General features: G+C 56.3%; 18 protein-coding genes and 2 riboswitches. Of the genes, 1 reads left to right on the top strand and 17 read right to left on the bottom strand.

What is annotated here, in order from left to right:
• The coding region (locus VEI96_07655) for an SAM-dependent methyltransferase (GenBank protein HXX57862.1) at positions 1-531 on the top strand (531 nt) is incomplete at its 5' end.
• Between the two features lie 35 nt (positions 532-566).
• Here the strand turns inward: VEI96_07655 and cbiE are convergent.
• The 17 genes from cbiE to VEI96_07570 all read right to left on the bottom strand — a co-directional run bounded on the left by cbiE (position 567) and on the right by VEI96_07570 (position 17398).
• Entirely contained in the window at positions 567-1280 is a 714-nt protein-coding gene (cbiE, locus tag VEI96_07650; GenBank protein HXX57861.1) for a precorrin-6y C5,15-methyltransferase (decarboxylating) subunit CbiE, read from the bottom strand.
• A gap of 11 nt (positions 1281-1291) precedes the next feature.
• A complete protein-coding gene (gene cobO, locus VEI96_07645; GenBank protein ID HXX57860.1) occupies positions 1292-1810 on the bottom strand; it encodes a cob(I)yrinic acid a,c-diamide adenosyltransferase in 519 nt (172 codons plus the stop codon).
• Between the two features lie 110 nt (positions 1811-1920).
• Complete coding sequence (locus VEI96_07640) at positions 1921-2718, bottom strand: energy transducer TonB (protein HXX57859.1); 798 nt, start codon at positions 2716-2718, stop codon at positions 1921-1923.
• The gene (locus VEI96_07635) at positions 2693-4540 is read right to left on the bottom strand and encodes a TonB-dependent receptor (GenBank protein ID HXX57858.1); all 1848 of its coding nucleotides are present in this window, start codon (positions 4538-4540) and stop codon (positions 2693-2695) included. Before VEI96_07635 ends, VEI96_07640 begins: the two co-directional genes overlap by 26 nt.
• Before the next feature lie 111 nt (positions 4541-4651).
• Positions 4652-4848, bottom strand: a riboswitch (cobalamin riboswitch).
• Entirely contained in the window at positions 4844-6400 is a 1557-nt protein-coding gene (locus tag VEI96_07630; GenBank protein ID HXX57857.1) for a cobyric acid synthase, read from the bottom strand. It overlaps the preceding riboswitch by 5 nt.
• Positions 6393-7091 carry a histidine phosphatase family protein gene (locus VEI96_07625; GenBank protein ID HXX57856.1) on the bottom strand — a complete coding sequence of 233 codons (699 nt, stop codon included), beginning with the start codon at positions 7089-7091 and terminating at the stop codon, positions 6393-6395. Before VEI96_07625 ends, VEI96_07630 begins: the two co-directional genes overlap by 8 nt.
• Entirely contained in the window at positions 7070-7888 is an 819-nt protein-coding gene (gene cobS / locus VEI96_07620) for an adenosylcobinamide-GDP ribazoletransferase (protein HXX57855.1), read from the bottom strand. The genes VEI96_07625 and cobS overlap by 22 nt, the downstream gene beginning before the upstream one ends.
• Entirely contained in the window at positions 7885-8940 is a 1056-nt protein-coding gene (gene cobT / locus VEI96_07615; protein HXX57854.1) for a nicotinate-nucleotide--dimethylbenzimidazole phosphoribosyltransferase, read from the bottom strand. Before cobT ends, cobS begins: the two co-directional genes overlap by 4 nt.
• A gap of 10 nt (positions 8941-8950) precedes the next feature.
• Positions 8951-9472 carry a bifunctional adenosylcobinamide kinase/adenosylcobinamide-phosphate guanylyltransferase gene (gene cobU, locus VEI96_07610; GenBank protein ID HXX57853.1) on the bottom strand — a complete coding sequence of 174 codons (522 nt, stop codon included), beginning with the start codon at positions 9470-9472 and terminating at the stop codon, positions 8951-8953.
• A 21-nt stretch (positions 9473-9493) separates the two neighbouring features.
• Complete coding sequence (locus tag VEI96_07605) at positions 9494-10270, bottom strand: ABC transporter ATP-binding protein (protein HXX57852.1); 777 nt, start codon at positions 10268-10270, stop codon at positions 9494-9496.
• Positions 10254-11216 (bottom strand): iron ABC transporter permease, encoded by a 963-nt coding sequence (locus VEI96_07600; GenBank protein ID HXX57851.1) that lies wholly within the window; start codon positions 11214-11216, stop codon positions 10254-10256. The genes VEI96_07605 and VEI96_07600 overlap by 17 nt, the downstream gene beginning before the upstream one ends.
• A 3-nt stretch (positions 11217-11219) precedes the next feature.
• The gene (locus tag VEI96_07595; GenBank protein ID HXX57850.1) at positions 11220-12077 is read right to left on the bottom strand and encodes a cobalamin-binding protein; all 858 of its coding nucleotides are present in this window, start codon (positions 12075-12077) and stop codon (positions 11220-11222) included.
• Positions 12078-12240: 163 nt separating this feature from the next.
• Positions 12241-12424: riboswitch (cobalamin riboswitch) on the bottom strand.
• A 79-nt stretch (positions 12425-12503) separates the two neighbouring features.
• Positions 12504-12698, bottom strand: a complete 195-nt coding sequence (locus VEI96_07590) for a hypothetical protein (GenBank protein ID HXX57849.1) — start codon at positions 12696-12698, stop codon at positions 12504-12506.
• Positions 12699-12759: 61 nt separating this feature from the next.
• Positions 12760-14712 carry an ASKHA domain-containing protein gene (locus VEI96_07585; GenBank protein HXX57848.1) on the bottom strand — a complete coding sequence of 651 codons (1953 nt, stop codon included), beginning with the start codon at positions 14710-14712 and terminating at the stop codon, positions 12760-12762.
• A 156-nt stretch (positions 14713-14868) separates the two neighbouring features.
• The gene (locus tag VEI96_07580; GenBank protein ID HXX57847.1) at positions 14869-15540 is read right to left on the bottom strand and encodes a cobalamin-dependent protein; all 672 of its coding nucleotides are present in this window, start codon (positions 15538-15540) and stop codon (positions 14869-14871) included.
• A gap of 43 nt (positions 15541-15583) precedes the next feature.
• Positions 15584-16648, bottom strand: a complete 1065-nt coding sequence (locus VEI96_07575) for a uroporphyrinogen decarboxylase family protein (protein ID HXX57846.1) — start codon at positions 16646-16648, stop codon at positions 15584-15586.
• A 72-nt stretch (positions 16649-16720) separates the two neighbouring features.
• Positions 16721-17398, bottom strand: a complete 678-nt coding sequence (locus VEI96_07570) for a DUF2284 domain-containing protein (GenBank protein HXX57845.1) — start codon at positions 17396-17398, stop codon at positions 16721-16723.
• Positions 17399-17505: the final 107 nt, after the last annotated feature.

The raw sequence follows: 17505 nt of genomic DNA, 5'->3' as shown, positions 1-17505 counted from the left end.
ATAGAAAAGGCGATAGAAGACGGCATCGAGATCGTGGTGGTCCCCGGTCCCTCCGCTCTCATCGCAGCTATTTCGCTGTCAGGTCTTCCGATCAGGGAGTTCACCTTCATCGGCTTCCTGCCGCAGAAGAGAAACCAAAGGCGGAAGACCCTGAGCGAACTCGCGACAGAAAAAAGGACCCTCGTCTTTTATGAGGCCCCGCACCGGATATTCGAAACGGTCGAGGACATGGCAGAGATATTCGGGGAGAGGAGGGTCGCCCTCGTAAAGGAGATAACAAAGATTCACGAAGAGGTCCTGAGAGGAAACCTTCTTGATCTCAGCGGTGTCTTGACCGAGAGAACGATAGCCGGCGAATACGTCATGATTGTTCAGGGGGCAGCCGGGGAAGCAGCTTCTCTTGACGATGCGGTAAAGGAGATGTTCGTTTTGATGAAAAGGGGCAAGAGCAGGAAGGAAGCTGCGAGGACCGTTTCAGAGCAATACGGACTGAGCAAGAATGAGCTCTATGACAGGAGCCTCGGGGAGTGAGACGGTAACCGATACCTTTCGTAACTCTTGCGAAATTATCCTGCAGGATCGTTCTTGCGAAGGGACTTATCTTCTCTCATGATAATGACGACGTTCGGCTCCGAGAATGAACGGCCCGCTATCTCCTCCGGCCTGCCCCCGGTAATCCTTTCATCGGGGTAGCCGAGTTTTTCGCAGACATACATCCGAAGACCGGAAGGGAGAACATCCCGCTCCCGCGCGTGTCGCATAAGCGCCTCCGCAACGGCCGGCGGATTCTTCGCGGCATCGGTGAGGACCGCGACCTTTCTCCATTTCTCGAGCAGACCGGGGATGTCCTCCAGTTCGTAAGGCAATTTCCGCCTCCGCGCCGGGTCAGGGCCGCCATGGAGGCTTATGAGGAACGCGTCGTCCCATGACTCCTTTATGCGAGAGAAGGCGACCTGGATGCTCGAGAGATCGGGAATGATTTCGACCGCTTCTCTCCCGAATTCCTCGGTAATTCTCTTGCCGATGCCGAAGAAGAGGGGGTCTCCTGAAGCAAGGAGCGCGATCGAGAGAGTCCGCCGATTATCCCGGATAAACGCAAAGGTCTGCTCAATATTGTCTATTACCTTGACCCGATCCGCCGTCTTCTCAAACTCGGCATATCCCCGAAAAACCTCATAGAGCCTTCCCGAGGCAAGGATCACATCGGCGCGGCCAAGAATTTCGGACGCCTCTCCGCCGAGGGGCTTATAGCCGATACCTATGACCGTGATCTTCGCCATGACAGAGGGGCCTACTTCTCGATACCGAGTCTCGCCTTTACCCCTTTATCCTTATAGTGCTTGACCTCCCGCATTTCGGTCACAAGGTCTGCCCTCTGGATGATCTTCTCGTCAGCGTACCTGCCGGTGATGATAAGTTCGGTCTTCTTCGGCTTTATCTCCATGAGATAGAGCAGGTCATTCACCGTAAGGAGATTGTAATGCACCGCAACATTCGCCTCGTCGAGGACAAAGACATCATAGGCGGCCGACTTGATCGCGGCGATGAGATCACTGAGGCCCTCCTGGGCAGCCTTGACATCGGACGGTCTCGGCTTCCTCCTGAGGATAAACCCCTTGCCGTACTGCCGCAGCGTGATGAGGTCCTGAAACCTTTCGAGCATCTCGTGTTCGCTGCATCTCTTCTGCTTTACGAATTGGGCGATAAACACCCTGAGCCCCGCGCCTGCCGCGCGCAGGGCGAGTCCGAATGCAGCAGTTGTCTTGCCTTTTCCGGCCCCCGTATAAACCTGGATATACCCTCTACGCATGATTACCCTCTCCGGCCATCTTCCCCATTCATGAAATAGGACGAATCAGTCGTCCCCATGTTTTACTATTTTACCCCATTATGAACCTTGAATGTGCAATCCGGCGCCGGTCAATTTTCCTCGCTCAGTCTGAACGTTATCGGGACCTCTATGGCGCCCTTCACGTAAGGGAAGGGCGCCGCTTTGGTTATGATCTCACGGGCCGCGGTATCGAGGAGGGCAAAGCCGGCACTCCGCATGATCCTGATCTCCCGGGGAAGCCCCTTTGAGTCCATCGTGAACTGAACGACGACGGTACCCTCCTGCTTCCTCTTGCGGGCGAGGTGGGGATATATCTTTGTCCGCTCAATGAGTTCCTGTATCCGCCGCAAATAATTCTCCTCGCCTCCTCCCGAACCGCGAGCGGATGCTGAACCGCTCCCCGCTCCATAGAGTGAGGCCCCCATGCTACCCCTCGCCACGCCTCCGCCTCCGAAGAATCCTTCGACTGCTCCTGACGGCAGACCCTGCCCCCCATCCGAAGCGATGCCGCTCTCCTGAACCGCGGAAACGCCTGAAGGCTGCTCCGCCGTTGTTTCGGTCTCCTGAGTATTCCGGACAGTGCCGGGGTCGCGTCTGCTCTCCGGCGGCGGGTTGATCTGCTCATCAACCCTTCTTAGGAGTCCCGGCCTCTTGATGTTCTTCTTTTCCTCTCTCGCCTCCTTCCCGGCCGCAGCGCCCTGCCCCCTCTCAACGGCAGGGCGCGCGGCCTGCTCCGTTTCTATCTTTACCATGAATATCCTTTCCTTAAGCGGCACATGCGTGACGGGCAGTGCGGCCGCGCAGAGGACGAGCGAATGGAGAAAGAACGATATGAGTACGCTCCTTCTGATGAAGATCGTCCTAAAAGGTTGCTCTGATGCCCCCATACACTGACGTCCCCTTTGTCCCGTAACTCAATACTTCCTCGTAATGGGCATCAAAGATATTCTCGATCCTCGCGAAGAGAGCGATAACCTTTGATACCTTGTATGTCCCGCTTAGATTAACGAGCGAATAGGGCGCCATCTTCCTTCCTATCGAGGCGTCGAGTTGTGAATTAAACCGACCTCCGACATAAAGGTAATCCGCAAGCACGGAGATGACGGAAGTTGCATATCCCGCGCTGAAGACGAACTTGTTCTGCGGCCTCCAGTTCAGCGGCAGGTCTGTCGCCTTATCCTTCGCGTCGAGATAAGTATACCCCGCCCTCAGGGAGAAGGCATCGATCTGGTAGGAAGCACTTGCCTCTACGCCCTTTACGGAAGCGCTCGCGATATTGACCGCCGTAAAGGTGACGGGGTCTGCCTGTATCATATTCGTATAATCGGTGTTCCAATAGCTGACAGACAGCTGCAGTTTCTCCTCGAGAAAAGACTTTACGACTCCCGCCTCAAATGATTTCGACTCCTCAGGCTGCAGATGCGGGTTTCCGTAGAAAGGGTAGAAGAGGTCATTCAGCGACGGCACCCTGAAGCCGGTCGCATAACTTGTCCTGAGCGTCGCATCGATCTCCTTGATAGTATAAGCGGCACCGACCTTATATGTGGTTTTGCTGCCGAATGGATCGTAGTTGTCATATCTCAGGCCGGCGTTGACGATCAGGGCGTCCTTGAAGAACTTCAGTTTGCTGTTCAGGTACGCGGCCCTGTCGATGACCGCTTCTTCGAAGTTGCCCCGATTCTCCGCGCTCTCATGTTGATAGGTGAGACCTGCGGTGAGCGTAACGGCTTCGGCGAGATAGAGATTGTTCTGCCAGTCAGCGATCTGTCTCTTGTCGAAGACATCGGCGTTATTGAATTGAACAAGAGGGTCCCTGAACTTGAGGAGATCGCCGTAGGCAGAAAGCGTCAGCACCTGCTCCCACTTGTCGAAGAGGTAGAGTTTGCCCCTCACGCCTGCGAGGTAGTGCCATCCATTCTGGACAAAGGTCAAAGAATCAGTCGCCCTGCCCGTCACGAAATCAAAATTATCGAGATCCGTGCGGTCGGAAGAGTAATTCCCGAAGATCTCGATCTCGGTACTCGTCGAGGGCTTGATGCCGAAATTCCCGGACACGTAGCCGTTCTTATACCCGTCCTTCTCGGTCCCGTCCGCTGCCGCCGATATGCCCTGCGTATCGTAATACAACCCGGTAAATCGGTAGTTCAGGGCCTGATCGCCTCCTGACACGGTCAGGGAAGGGCTGTATGTCCCGAATGACCCCCCCTCAAAGGAGAGGACAAACTTCGGTTTCCCCCCTTCTCCCTTCTTCGTGATGATGTTGATCACTCCTGACATCGCCTCAGACCCGTAAATCGTGCTCTGGGAGCCCTTAACGATCTCTATCCGCTCGATATCCTCCACCGGCACTTTTGAGAAATCATAGCCGCCCGTGGCGATGCTGTTGACCTTGACGCCGTCTATCATGACGAGCGTCGTCTTGGGATCTCCGCCCCGCAGGAAGACCTGCGTGAGCCTGCCGTCGCCCCCGGTCTGCACGACGGAGAGATCCGGAACCTTCCGGAGGACTTCCGGGACAAGGACCACATTCATCTTCTTGATATCCTCAGCCTTGATAACCGTCACATCGCTCGTCGTCTCCTCGAGGGGCTCCTCGATTCTCCCCGCAGTCACGACCACCTCTCCGATCTTCACATTATCTTCCGCCCGGACGCCCGGGGCGAATGACAGGATAAACACTGTTAACAGCACCAGCCATACTCTATGCATAAATTTTTGCCATCCTTTCATCTCCTTGATTTCGTGCTATCGGAACAGCCTCACTGCGCGGTGCTAACCGGCACGGTATCTCGCCATAAAACCTCCTCTTCCCTCGAAGGGCATTCGTTTTACAGGCATCGAAGGTCTCCTGACTCAGGGCAACCTACTCACCGGCCTTCCCGTCCCGATCATTCGAGACCGTGGCCTCATGGCTTTTGTTCCCTTTACAGTTGCGGGGCAGTTCCCGGTTCTCACGGGATTCCCCTCGCATGCCTCTCTGTGACCGCCTAGGGCAGTCGCTTAGAACCGCATCTATACCGCACTCCTCTTCTTGATTCCGACAAGCTTAAGGACGAAATTCATATCGAGAGCCTCCTCCAGAGTCTTTGCCCACCCGTCCATCGCCTTTTCCTTTAATTCTGCGTACCCTATCGTCTCTCCTGGCGGCGCCAACCCTTTTCTCTGTCTGACCGAATCGAGCAGTCTCCTTCTGAAGCCATCGTCATCAAAGAGACCATGGATGTAGGTTCCCCAGACATTTCCCTTTGCGGAGCCTTCCGAAAGCGGTCCCGCGTATTCGTCGCGGGAATCGGAAGAGAATCTCACTATCCTGAAGAGGCCGAGATCTCCTGAGGTCCTGCCCATATGAATCTCGTACCCCCTGACCTTGTGGTCCACGCCGAAGCCCAAACTCGCAATACCGGAAGGGTATGCCTCAACCTGAGAAGTCACCTTCGTCTTTTCGAAGACGGTCTCAGTATCCAAAAAACCGAAACCTGCCGTCTCTCTCCACCCGCTTTCGATCCCCTCGGGATCATATATCGTCTTTCCGAGCATCTGATACCCTCCGCATATCCCTATGAGGGGTGTCCCCCTTTCGACTGCCTTCTTGATACTCCTCTCCACGCCATGTTCTTTGAGGAACAGGAGGTCTCTGACCGTGTTTTTTGAGCCGGGAATGAAGATGAGATCAGCGCTTTCGATGTCACCGTCCCAGAGGGAATAGGTCAGATCAACCCCCGGCTCGAAGAGAAAGGGATCAAAGTCCGTGAAATTAGCGATGTACCTGAGTCCCAGCACAACGATCTTTATCCTGCCCTCAGGAGAGGAGGAATGAAGGGAGAAACGGTTTCGCAAACGGTCGGCCGGTATCGCGTCTTCCTCCTGGAGACCGAGGCTACCGAGATAGGGTATCACGCCGATGACAGGCCTGCCGGTCTTTTCCTCTATCATGCGGAGCCCCGGCTCCAGGATCGAGGTATCTCCCCTGAACTTGTTTACGATGAAGGCCCTGATGAAATCGGCATCCGATTTCCCGTTTTTGAGGAGTTCGACGGTACCGTGAAGGGATGCGAAGACGCCTCCCTTGTCGATGTCGCCGACGAGGAGGACAGGGGCATTCGCATGCCGCGCAACCTTCATGTTCACGATCTCATCATCCATGAGGTTAATCTCCGCCGGACTTCCCGCGCCCTCGATAACGATGACATCATGTTTCAATGACAACCGCTCATACGCCTGCGTGACCGCCCTCCAGGCCTCATGTTTGAACGCGTAATAATCATTCGCCTTCATATCGGAATGGACCCTGCCGTTCATGATCACCTGGGAGCTTGCCTCACCCGTGGCCTTGAGCAGTATCGGATTCATGTCGACCGACGGCTCGATCCTCGCCGCTTCCGCCTGGACTGCCTGAGCACGGCCTATCTCGCCGCCTTCTCTTGTTATGAACGAATTCAGGGCCATATTCTGCGCCTTGAAAGGGGCGACATTCATTCCCCAATCACTAAACAATCTGCAGAGCCCGGCGACGATGATGCTCTTGCCCACTCCTGAGCCGGTCCCCTGAATCATGAGCGCCTTACTCATGCGCTCCCCGGTTCATGAGCTTCACAACGGGATATCTCTCCCAGAATTCGATGACATTCACCGCTCCATAGTCCTGTTCGATTCTGAAGATATTCTCCAGGGGGACGCCGAGCAGGTGACAGAGGATGATTCTGTTCACCCCTCCATGAGCGACGACCGCTATATTCTCTTCAGGATGACTCGATAAAACCCTGTCCAATGCCCTGCAGACCCTCTCTTTCACCTCGACTGTGTTCTCTCCTCCGGGGGGATTGTATCGCAGGGGGTTGCCTGCCCACGACTCAAATTCGGATGGATACGCTTCCTTAATCTCGGTAAAGGTCATCCCTTCCCAGACGCCAAAATTCCGTTCCCTGAAGTCGGGAATGATCATGGCCTGCAGCGCATAGGGCTCGGCGATTATCTCCGCGCTCCTCACCGCCCTGCTGAGATCTGAACAGTAGACCGCCTGGAGTCTCTCTTCCCTGACTCCGCATCCAGAAGCGGCTTCGGAAACACGATGGACCTCTCTCAGATAACTCGAACGCCGTGAGGCACCGAGGGTTTTCAGATATCCCCGAATAAAGGCTGATGCATCCCTCAGCTGCCGGATTCCCCTTTCCGAGATCGGGACATCGATGCTGCCGTGATAGCGTTTCACCCCGCTCCCTTCCGTTTCACCGTGCCTGACTAAATAGAGCGTTGTAACCATAGCACCGCCATGAAGAGAAAAAGGATTTCCGCGATTTCATTGATCGCACCGAAATTGTCTCCCGCCAAGCCGCCGAATCTCCTCTTGCAGAACCAGCCCGCCGCAAAGCTGAAGACAGTGAACACGGCGTAGAGGGAGAAAAAGAGCGCGAGCACACTTGGGCCGTATGGCGGGTAGAGATAAAGTGCAGAGACGATGAAGCAGAACAGGATCGAGCAGAATGACGAAAGGATGACCGTGCTTATCGTGACGGAATCGATAAACATCTTCCCCAGTCCGTCCTGCCGCGCCGACGTCCCGAGGTACAGGGAGGCGACGATGACCCACTTCGAAAACACCGGCATGAGGAACAACAAGGATGAGGCGGTATCTTTCGGCGCCTTCATGAGGAGATCAGCCAGGATGAGGTATTTCAGGATGATGGCGAGTACTACGGCAACGACCCCGATCGCTCCCGTAGCGCTGTCTTTCATCACGCTGAGACGCCTCTCTCTGTCAGCTCCCCTGTCTCCGCTTGATTTCACCGCCAGGCCGTCGAAGGTGTCGGCAAGCCCGTCAAGATGGAAGCCCCCATTGCTCATGATCATCGCGGAAATCGCGAGGACGCTCGCGACTTCCCCCGTGAAGAGCTTTAGTGACACCGTCGCAACGGAGGCGGCCAGCAGACCCTGAAAGGCGCCGACAGCGGGGAAAAAGACCGCTGACCTGGACAGATCCAGGGCGGAAACCCCGCCCCTCACCCGCACCGGTATGGGTATGATCGTAAGGAACCGGAATGCGAGAATCAATCCCCTCATGCACCCTTCTCGGTCGAAACCCCCGCGTCGCCGAAGGTCGCCATTTCCCGGTAGATCTTCAGCCCGGCCTCGATCATGAGCATCGCGAGCGCGGCACCGGTGCCCTCGCCGAGCCTCATGTCGAGATCGAGAATAGGCCTCAATCCTAATGTTTCGAGCATGACCCTGTGGCCGATCTCGACGGAGCTGTGGGCGGCAAACATATACTCCTTCGTGAGCGGCTCGAGGAAGTAAGCGATCAGGGCCCCAGCCGTAGATATAAAACCATCGATGACAACGGGGACTCTCTGTGAGGCCGCACCGATAACCAACCCGGCGATCCCCCCGATTTCGGCGCCCCCGATCTTCGAAAGGACATCGATAGGGTCCTTCGAATCGGGACGATTTAGGGCGATGGAGTCCTCTATCACCTTGATTTTGTTCTTCAGGGAATCGTCACTGATCCCGGTGCCCCTGCCGGTGACCTCCGCAACCGGCCTGCCGGTCAGGACAGCGGCTATCGCGGCGGAGGGGGTCGTGTTCGCTATTCCCATGTCGCCCGTTGCGAAGATTTTGTAGCCCTTTCCCGCATAGGCCTCGGCGAGTTCTATCCCCACCCTGACGGAAGACTCGGCCTCGACCCTTGTCATTGCAGGACCCCTGCGCATGTTCTTTGTGCCCTTGACGACCTTCCGGGAGACGAGCCCGCCCATGTTTCCAAAATCGTAATCGACCCCGATATCGACGACAACGACCTCTGCCCCTGCATGCCGGGCAAGCACGTTGATTCCCGCTCCGCCGTTCAGGAAATTGAGGACCATCTGCGGTGTCACTTCCCTCGGATAGGCGGAAACCCCTTCATCGGCGACGCCGTGGTCTCCCGCAAACGTGAAGATCACCTTCTTATCCAATTCCGGACTCGTGTCTTCCGTAATCATGACGAGTCTCCGCGCAAACTCTTCAAGCCTGCCGAGGCTGCCCCTCGGCTTTGTGAGGTTGTCGAGGCGTCCCTGCGCCTTCTCCGCGAACTCAGTCTTGAGGGGCCTGATCTCTTTCAGTCTCTCCTGTAGCATCGTCTCTCCTTTATCCTTTGATTCTTACGGGTATGCCCGAGAACGTCACATAGACCTCATCCGCAGTCGCGGCGACCCTCTGATTCAATCTTCCTGCCGCATCTCTGAACCTCCTCGCAAGCTCATGTTCAGGGACGATTCCCATGCCCACCTCATTCGAAACGATGAATATCTCGCCTCGGGCCGAGTTCTTCAGCGTTGAGAGGAGCCGCTCGATTTCCGCCTCGACATCGAGCCCCGACTGCATCATCACATTCGCAAGCCAGATGGTGAGGCAATCAATCACGATGACCGGATGATCTTTTTCCGCATCCCTGAGGACCTCCGCAATCTTCACCGGCTCCTCGTATGTCTTCCATCCGTCACCGCGGTCCTTTTTGTGTCTTTCGATACGCTCTTCCATCTCGCTGTCGGTAGCTTCCGCAGTCGCGATGAAGGCCCGCCCTCCGCGGACTTTTAGGGCCTCTCTCAGCGCAAAACTGCTCTTTCCGCTCCGTGCGCCTCCGGTAATGAAAACGATCTTCTTGCTCATCGGGATCTCTCCTCCGGAACCTCAGAGATTGTTTTTGTACGCGACATACGGCCTGCCGTCGACCGACCGTTTCACCTCAACGCTTACGTCAAAGGACTTTTTCAGCATCTCATCGGTCAGGACCGCTTCAGGGCCTCCCGAGCCGAGTATCTGGCCGTTCTTAATGAGTATCACCTTCTCGAACTGCAGCGCGATATTGATATCATGAAGCGCCATGACGACGGATATGTTCCTCTGCTCTTTCAGTCTCCTCAGGAGCAATACGAGTTCTATCTGGTATCGTATATCGAGGTTGGCGAGCGGCTCGTCGAGGAGCAGAAGACCGGCGCCCTGGAGCAACGTCATCGCGATAAAGGTTCTCCTTCGCTCGCCCCCGCTCAGGTCCGGCAGATACGCATCCGCTTTGTCTCTCAGCCCGACCATGTCGAGGGCGTCATCCACCGTCATCGCAGGAGGGATATCGTATGGATAGAGACCCATGCGCACGAGTTCCCGCACCGAAAAAGGCACGCTGATATCGAGCGTCTGAGGCAGGTAACAGATCAGTTTAGCCCGGTCCTTGTTGGAATAGGTCCGGATCGGCTTTCCCCAAAGCCTGAGTTCACCGGAAGAGGGTTTCAGGATTCCGCTGCCGAGCTTCAGGATCGTCGACTTGCCCGAACCGTTCGCGCCGAGGAGTCCGATGAACTCCCCCTCACCGACAGAGCAGGAGAGGTCGTCGATGAACGATCCGTTCCTCGCATAGGAAAAAGAGATGCAGTCGAACTCGAGAATCGCAGGTTTATATGCCGAGGACATTCTTCCTCCTGAGGAGATAGAGAAAATAGGGCGAACCGATGAGAGCGGTGATGACACCCGCGGGGAGTTCCATGGGAGGCAGTATCGATCTGCTGATAAGATCGGCTATGCAGAGGAGCGCGCCCCCGGCGAGTGCCGATGCAGGGATGAGGACCCTGCCGTCGGATCCAGCGAAGAATCTGATCATATGGGGGACAAGCAGTCCGATAAAGCCTATCATCCCTCCGAGCGATACCGATGCCGCGGTCATGAGACCTATCGAAATAAAGAGGATGAACCTCTCGGTGTGGGGTGTGAAGCCGAGGCTGTGGGCGAATTCGTCGCCGAGGATGAGCGCGTTGAGCGCCTTCGCCTTCAGGCCCGATAGTACAATGCCGACAAACACGAATGCGAGCCCATAGGGTATGCGCGACCACTCGGACATCGAGAGGTCTCCGAATATCCAGAGCATCGCCTTCCTTATCCCCTCGTCCGTCGATACGCTCATGATGAGCATGAGGAGGGACGAAAAGAGAAAACTGAGACCGACCCCCGCAAGGAGAAGCCTCTCGGGCCAGAGCCCTCCCCTCTTCCAGCCCATTGCGCCGACCATACTCCCTGTCACGATCGCGCCGATGAAGGCGAGCACCGGTATCGTGAAGCTGCCGAAAAACGTCATGCCGCCGAGGATGCCGAGCGCCGCGGCGAGAGACGCCCCGCTCGATATGCCGAGGATGTAAGGGTCGGCGAGGGGATTTCTCAGTATCCCCTGCAATACCGCCCCGGAAGCTCCCAGGGCCATTCCCATGAGCGCAGCCACAACGACCCTCGGCGCCCTCACCGAAAAGAGGATCTCCCTCGTTGTCTCGTCCATGGTGAAGGGGTTTATCACCGTCGGCCCGAGAAAGAGAGAGAAGAGGAGGATAAGCGCGAAGAGCACGATGAGAAAGAATATCTTATTTCTCACGGTTCACCAATCCACAAGCCTCGAAATCTCCCCGATGCCCCGTATCGTCCTTGGACCGAGCCGGTAGAGATCGTCGCTCACATAAAAGACTTTCTTGTTTCTTGCCGCAGGCACCGCCTGCAGCCTCTTGAGGAGACCTACCGCAACCTTCTCTATATCTTTGCTTTCCATCCCCCTGCCGATAATGATCACATCCGGCGACTGCCGGATAATCTCTTCTATCGAATACTTCGGATATGAGATGTGAGCCTTCGATGCGATATTTTCTGCACCGATGACGGCGAGCGCATCATCGATAACTGTGCCGGGACCTGCCACGATCAGGGGTTCGGGCCAGACGATGAAGAGCGCCTTCTTCGTGGTCTGTTTCTTGACTCCGTTTGTCCGCTGCCCGGCCGCAAATCCGCTGAGCGCAGTTTCAAACTCCCGGGCAAAGGCATCCGCCTTTTCCTGCACGCCGAGTTCTTTCCCCATTTCCCTGACGCCACGAGGCAATTCGGGAAGCCTGCTCGCCCTGAAGACGTAGGTCCTCATTTTCAGGGAATGGAGCCGCTCCTCAAATTCCTTGGGATTTCCGTCGGTGGTCATCACGACCAGATCGGGCTTCAGTGAGATCACGGCCTCGAGCGACGGATTCGACATCCCCCCGACCTTCGGCTTCTTCTTCGCCTCCTCGGGATAATCGCAATAGCTCGTGACCCCGACAATCCTATCGCCGAGACCGATTGCGAACAGGATCTCGGTCATATTCGGAGCGAGTGAGACTATCCTTCTTGGCGTTTCACCCGCAAAAGCATTCGCAGAGAACAAACCGAAGACGATGATGAGAAACAACACGATACATACTTCTTTCTTAGGCATCGAAGCCATCTCCCTCCCCAGAATAAAAAATCCTCAGAGCATTACTGCCCTGAGGATTGCACCCTGTTTCACTTCATCCCCACCTTCCTCCACGGAAAGGCTCTGAAAAACACCGCGGACAGGAAACGGGAGTTGCCGATTTTCCTCCGGCTACCCCTTCTCCCTTTTTCTGTCATCCATAGGCAGGTCTTCTGGCTGCCGGTTCATTTTACTTGCCGGCCTTCCCATTCGCCTGAAGCGGACAGTGGCTCAGTCGGCTTTCATCCCCGGTTACAGCGGCGGGACCGCTCCCGATTCTCACGGGATTCCCTATTAAGCCTTTCGGCACCTTCTCAGTATTTTATATAACGATATCATGCCCCTGTCAAGTCATACTTTTCATCCTCGTATCCGGAGACAGGATTGGGCAATTTTGATCTCTCCTCTTCAGCACACGTCAATCTTTTTCAGTTCATTCCTCTTGACCTTGACATGGTCACCTGAAGCGAGTATCGCCCTCACGGTGGTAGCCGAATGATATTCCTTCTCCATACACTCAAGATCCATTCCGTTCTGGAGCTTGACATCCTTCCCATCCACGGTTTTTGCGTCCTTCGTTTCTCCCACGTATTTGACTTTCATCCTCTCCTCCTTTTCAGCGGGCCGCAGAGACTGCGGTCGGCATAGAATCATTCTATCAAATTCACGACACGGCAACTGCCTCTTCAGGCAGAATTCCCTTAAGGTGAGGGAACTCGTCGAACATGTGAGGGAACTGCATCGCCTCGCCGAAGCGGTCGTTAAAGTCCTCCTCGAGAGCGAGCTCGACATATTCGACCTTGCGCGCGATCTCGTTTGCCTCCTTCCTCTTGTCCACGTTCAGGAGGGCTATGCGGGCGCCGTCCCCTGCCGCGTTCCCGATATACTTGACCTTCTTGAGGTCGCAGTCGGGGAACATGCCGATGATCATGGCGGCGACCTTGTCGATATGACTTCCGAAGGCCCCCGCAACAGCCAGCCTGTCGAATCGTCTGCCTCCAAGCCTCCTCATCATGATGAGACACCCTGAATAGAGAGCGCCCTTTGCGAGCTGAATCGCACGAACGTCTTTCTGGTTAACGACGATGTCCTGGTCTATCGATGTCTCGTGCTTCCAGGCAAGGACATATTCGTTCATTCCCTTGTCGCCCTTTCGAATCCGCGGCGACTTGAGGTCCATGTTGATCTGGCCGTTCTTCTTCAGTATCCGCGTCCTGAACATCTCCGCGATGACGTCGATGATGGCCGAGCCGCAGATCCCCTTGGCCTGCATGTTGGCCTCGCCGTCGCTCCAGCGATCGCTCCCGATCACCTTGTAAGTCGGCTCAAGGGTCACGGGGTCAATCTTCACCCGTTCAATCGCGCCGGGAGCTGCACGCATCCCGAACTCGATCTGTGCCCCTTCAAGCGCCGGACCTGTAGCGCAGGAGCAGGAGATGAGCTTCTCCTTGTTGCCGAATACAAGCTCGCCATTCGTCCCGATGTCTATGAGGAGCGTCATCTCCTTCTTCTTGTGGGGTTCATCGGCGATGAGACAGCCCACATTGTCGGCGCCGACGAAGCCGGCCTCAATCGGCAGCACATGGATGTTGCCGGCGGGGAGGATCTGAATCCCGAACCGATCTGCCTTCACGTCGACAGACTCATGGAGGGCCGGGGTAAAGGGAGCGACACCCATGTATTCAGGGTTGATCCCGAGCAGGATATGGTGCATCGCGGTGTTCCCGACAAGGGTCATTTCGCTGATGTCCTCGGGTGAATGGCCCGCCTTGTGGGCTGCCTGTTTCGCGATGGTGTTCAGGCCATCGATGATCGTGTCCTGCAGCTCTTTGAGGCCCGTCTCTTCATTCATCATGCAATAGGTGATACGGGACATGACATCCTCGCCGTACCGCACCTGGGGATTCATCATCGATTCGGTAGCGAGCACTTCGCCGGTATTAAGGTCAGTGAGATAGCCTGCCACCGTCGTCGTGCCGATATCAACGGCGAGCCCTATGTTCGTCTCGACCTTTCCCGGTTCGACCCTGATGATCTCCGAATTCTGCCATACCGTCGCCGTCACCTTCCAGTCCCCCTTCCTGAGCGCATCGGGCAGTTTCTGGAGCGCCCGGTAATCGATGGAGAGTTTCTTCAGGCGATACGTTTCGGCAAGCGCAGTCTCGAGCCGCTCGAAATCACCGAGCGGGTCGTCCAGGGAAGGCAGCTGCAGCTCGACATAGTATTTCCGGACAGCCGGTTTTATCTTCACCTTGATCTTCCCGGCAGCCTTGGACACCACTTGCTTTCCGGTCCTGCTCGCCTCCGGCACGAATACAAGGACATCTCCCTTGATCCTTGTCGAGCAGGCGAGACGGATGTGTTCGTCGGAATCCTTCCGCTTCAGGACCTTGACCTCCTTCTCGTCAAGCTCGGTCAGATGGTCCATCGACGAGGTGATGCCCTCCTTCGGGAAAGACCCCTCCATGACTTTGACACGGCACTTGCCGCAGACGAGCTGTTCTCCGCAGACCGCCTCGATACCTACTCCCAGTCTTCTGGCAGCGTCAAGGATCGTGGTGCCTTCAGGTACCCGGCCGCGCCGGCCCGAGGGCTGAAAAATAATCGTGTGCTCCATATGCGCTAAGTCCTCCTTTTTCGGATGTCTTCCCTGCGTCTGCCAGGAACCAGTTTCCCTATCCGCTGCCGAGTATGCCCCGCAGGAGCCTTCCCGCAGGGTCATACTCACACCGGCAGGTTCGAGACCCTGTCGGCAACCGGCGGTCGGAAATCCTTACGCTGCCTTTCCTTTCCTGAGTGTGTCGAGCATCTTCATCGCCTCCCGAAGGGCGTTCGGCGCGTTGTCCGCCGTAGTGTCAGCCCCGTATTCCTCGACGGTCTTCTCGGTGATCGGAGCTCCTCCGATCATGATCTTCACCTTCGGGTTTTTCTCCTTTATCATCGGGATGAGCTTTTTGATGCCGACCATCGAGGTCGTCATCATGGCGGAGAGCATGACGATATCCGAGTCGGTCTTGAGCTGCTCGTCAACGAAATTCTTGAGCGGGACATCGCGGCCCAGGTCATGGACGGTCCACCCCGAAGCCTCGAAGATCGCCTTGATGAGGTTCTTGCCGAGGTCGTGCACGTCGCCCTGCATGACGCCGAGCACCACCTGCCCCTTCGCTCCCCCCGCCTGGGCCTTGATATGCGGTTTCAGCACGTCGAGGGCTGCATAGAGCGCCTTTGCGCAGAGGAGCGTCTCCGGGACGAAGTATTCGTGGCAGTCGAATTTTTGACTCACCACCTCCATCCCGCCGGCAAGGCCTTCCATGGTGACTTTGTAAGCGTCCGCGCCGGATGCAACAGCCTCTTCTGCAGTCTTCTTGGCGTCAGCGACCTTGTAGTTTATCACCGCGTCCTGAAGCCTCTTTATCAATTCCTGTTCCTTTTCTTTTGTTGCCATTGTCATGCCTCCGTTATGGTTTTTTGTTCCTGTCTGTTTTGAGCTATTCGTAGACTCCGTATTTCTTCGCCGCCTCTACAATGCGCTTCGCGTTCCGCAGCGGCGCATTCGGTCCGTACTCGCAACCCGTGGCAAGCACGAAGCCCGCGCCGGGCGCGAAGATCTCGATCTCGGCCTTGCACTCTTCCTCGATCTCTTCAGGGGTCCCGAGCATCGCCACCGGTCCCGGTGGAATCCACCCGATTGTGCCGATCTTCTTTCCCCACTTCGCCTTGTGCTCTTCCCAGCTGTCGACGTCGTCGGCGACATAGGCATGGGAGATGGCGTGGGGCTTGCCCCACTTCTCGGACATATCGAAGTAGATGCCGTTTCCGCAGTTGTGGAAACTGACGAGCGCGCCGGCCTTGTGAACCACGTCGGTCACTTTCTTGACTGACGGGCCTTCGAATTTCTCCCAGAGGTCCTTGCCCAGGATGCTCTGCGAGGCATAGAGGTGGTCGTAGCAGATCGAGTGAGCACCGGCCTCGAGCTGAGCCTGGGCGTATTCAACGAGCACTTCGTCCACCACCTGAATCGCTTCCATGACTTCATCCGGATATTCCATGAGGTCCATGAAGAAGGCCTCCGGTCCGCGCATCATGCTGAGAATGCCGATCGAGCCGTAGACGAAACCCACGATCGCATGGGTCTTGCCGATCTGCTTCGAAAGGCCTGCGGTGAGGTCGATCACGCCCTTCATCCGCTGGGTCTTCCTGGGATCGATCTTCTGAATCTTCTTGTAATCCTTATGGCTCTTCAGGTACGGATCGTCATAGTTCGGGTGCGCGGTGTTCATCTCCGGGAATTTGACTTCGCATCCGAAGGCGTGGGCCTCGACTGACAGGTCGACGAGCATGACGACGCCGTCATGGCCGATCATGTCAAGTGCGTCGATATGGCCCTGGACCATCGCGTCGATATCCGTGCACTGGGACCATTCTCCATAGGTCAGACCGGAAAACCGGTGGGACGCACCGCAGACGAGCGGTGCTGCCGGAACACGGTCCGGCTGCCCGAAGGTAAGTGCGGCCGCTACCCTCTGCAGACTCGTCATTTCTTCTCTTGCCATAGTAAACCTCCTCAATCTAGTGTGGTTCGTTGCCTGTCCGCTGCCCGCACAGGGAGCGGACATTTCTTTTTTCTAATCGATCAGGACCAACCCGCTCCAGACAATCTCCGTCTTTGGAGGGATGTCGAAGGGAAGTCCCGCATTGATACTGGTCTTCACCACATCGATCCCGACGCCCTCCATCGACGGCCTTGCCTGGTACGGCCTGCGACAGCCGGCGCCGCTGCCCTGTCCTACGCATTTGGGGCAAAGCATGCAGTCGCCTCCGATCAGCCCCAGGGCGTATGGGAATCCGAAAGTAATCGCCCTCCCCTCGACTTCGTTCACCAATTTGTGCAAACGCACGGAAGAGAGCTTCACGTTATCGAAGTTCTCCGATGCCTCTGTCTTTTCACCTCCTTTCGGTGTTGTCGGGCTCCCCGGTGACTCGAGGAACCGCCGCGCCTCCTCTTTATCAAACGCATCAATTTCCATAGTGAGGGGCGTCCGCGTCTGGACCATCACCGCAGTGCCGTAGCGCTTGAGCGCGGCACGGAATTCGTCAACCGTAGGGACATTCGGGGGACAGGTCAGGCACTGGCCGTAGTGCGGGCAGAGCGGTATCTGGCACTTCATCCTCACCCGCTCGTCCATCACGACTTTCCTTGCCGAAAAGGCCTTCGCCCGGTAGGCGCCCTTCTCGATCGCAAAGGCGACCAACTCTTTTACCTTTGCGTTTCGAACTGAGGCGCCGCCCTCTCGGTGCTTCATGACTTTACCCCTCGCCAGGGATTGATCACATAAATCTTCGGCCGGTACCTGCGGGCCAGCACCATGTCCTGGTTCAGCACCATCCTCTTGATCTTCCAGCAGGCCGG

The sequence above is a fragment of the Thermodesulfovibrionales bacterium genome (assembly GCA_035622735.1).
Lineage (GTDB): Bacteria > Nitrospirota > Thermodesulfovibrionia > Thermodesulfovibrionales > UBA9159 > DASPUT01.
The sequence above is the reverse complement of the archived record's forward strand: the minus strand, read 5'-3'. Positions and strand labels throughout refer to the sequence as shown.

What these genes read in the sequence shown, in the direction of transcription:
- cbiE (HXX57861.1), bottom strand. Translation starts at nt 1,280, where the DNA reads ATGGCGAAGATCACGGTCATAGGTATCGGCTATAAGCCCCTCGGCGGA.
- cobO (HXX57860.1), bottom strand. Translation starts at nt 1,810, where the DNA reads ATGCGTAGAGGGTATATCCAGGTTTATACGGGGGCCGGAAAAGGCAAG.
- VEI96_07640 (HXX57859.1), bottom strand. Translation starts at nt 2,718, where the DNA reads ATGGGGGCATCAGAGCAACCTTTTAGGACGATCTTCATCAGAAGGAGC.
- VEI96_07635 (HXX57858.1), bottom strand. Translation starts at nt 4,540, where the DNA reads ATGCATAGAGTATGGCTGGTGCTGTTAACAGTGTTTATCCTGTCATTC.
- VEI96_07630 (HXX57857.1), bottom strand. Translation starts at nt 6,400, where the DNA reads ATGAGTAAGGCGCTCATGATTCAGGGGACCGGCTCAGGAGTGGGCAAG.
- VEI96_07625 (HXX57856.1), bottom strand. Translation starts at nt 7,091, where the DNA reads ATGGTTACAACGCTCTATTTAGTCAGGCACGGTGAAACGGAAGGGAGC.
- cobS (HXX57855.1), bottom strand. Translation starts at nt 7,888, where the DNA reads ATGAGGGGATTGATTCTCGCATTCCGGTTCCTTACGATCATACCCATA.
- cobT (HXX57854.1), bottom strand. Translation starts at nt 8,940, where the DNA reads ATGCTACAGGAGAGACTGAAAGAGATCAGGCCCCTCAAGACTGAGTTC.
- cobU (HXX57853.1), bottom strand. Translation starts at nt 9,472, where the DNA reads ATGAGCAAGAAGATCGTTTTCATTACCGGAGGCGCACGGAGCGGAAAG.
- VEI96_07605 (HXX57852.1), bottom strand. Translation starts at nt 10,270, where the DNA reads ATGTCCTCGGCATATAAACCTGCGATTCTCGAGTTCGACTGCATCTCT.
- VEI96_07595 (HXX57850.1), bottom strand. Translation starts at nt 12,077, where the DNA reads ATGCCTAAGAAAGAAGTATGTATCGTGTTGTTTCTCATCATCGTCTTC.
- VEI96_07590 (HXX57849.1), bottom strand. Translation starts at nt 12,698, where the DNA reads ATGAAAGTCAAATACGTGGGAGAAACGAAGGACGCAAAAACCGTGGAT.
- VEI96_07585 (HXX57848.1), bottom strand. Translation starts at nt 14,712, where the DNA reads ATGGAGCACACGATTATTTTTCAGCCCTCGGGCCGGCGCGGCCGGGTA.
- VEI96_07580 (HXX57847.1), bottom strand. Translation starts at nt 15,540, where the DNA reads ATGGCAACAAAAGAAAAGGAACAGGAATTGATAAAGAGGCTTCAGGAC.
- VEI96_07575 (HXX57846.1), bottom strand. Translation starts at nt 16,648, where the DNA reads ATGGCAAGAGAAGAAATGACGAGTCTGCAGAGGGTAGCGGCCGCACTT.
- VEI96_07570 (HXX57845.1), bottom strand. Translation starts at nt 17,398, where the DNA reads ATGAAGCACCGAGAGGGCGGCGCCTCAGTTCGAAACGCAAAGGTAAAA.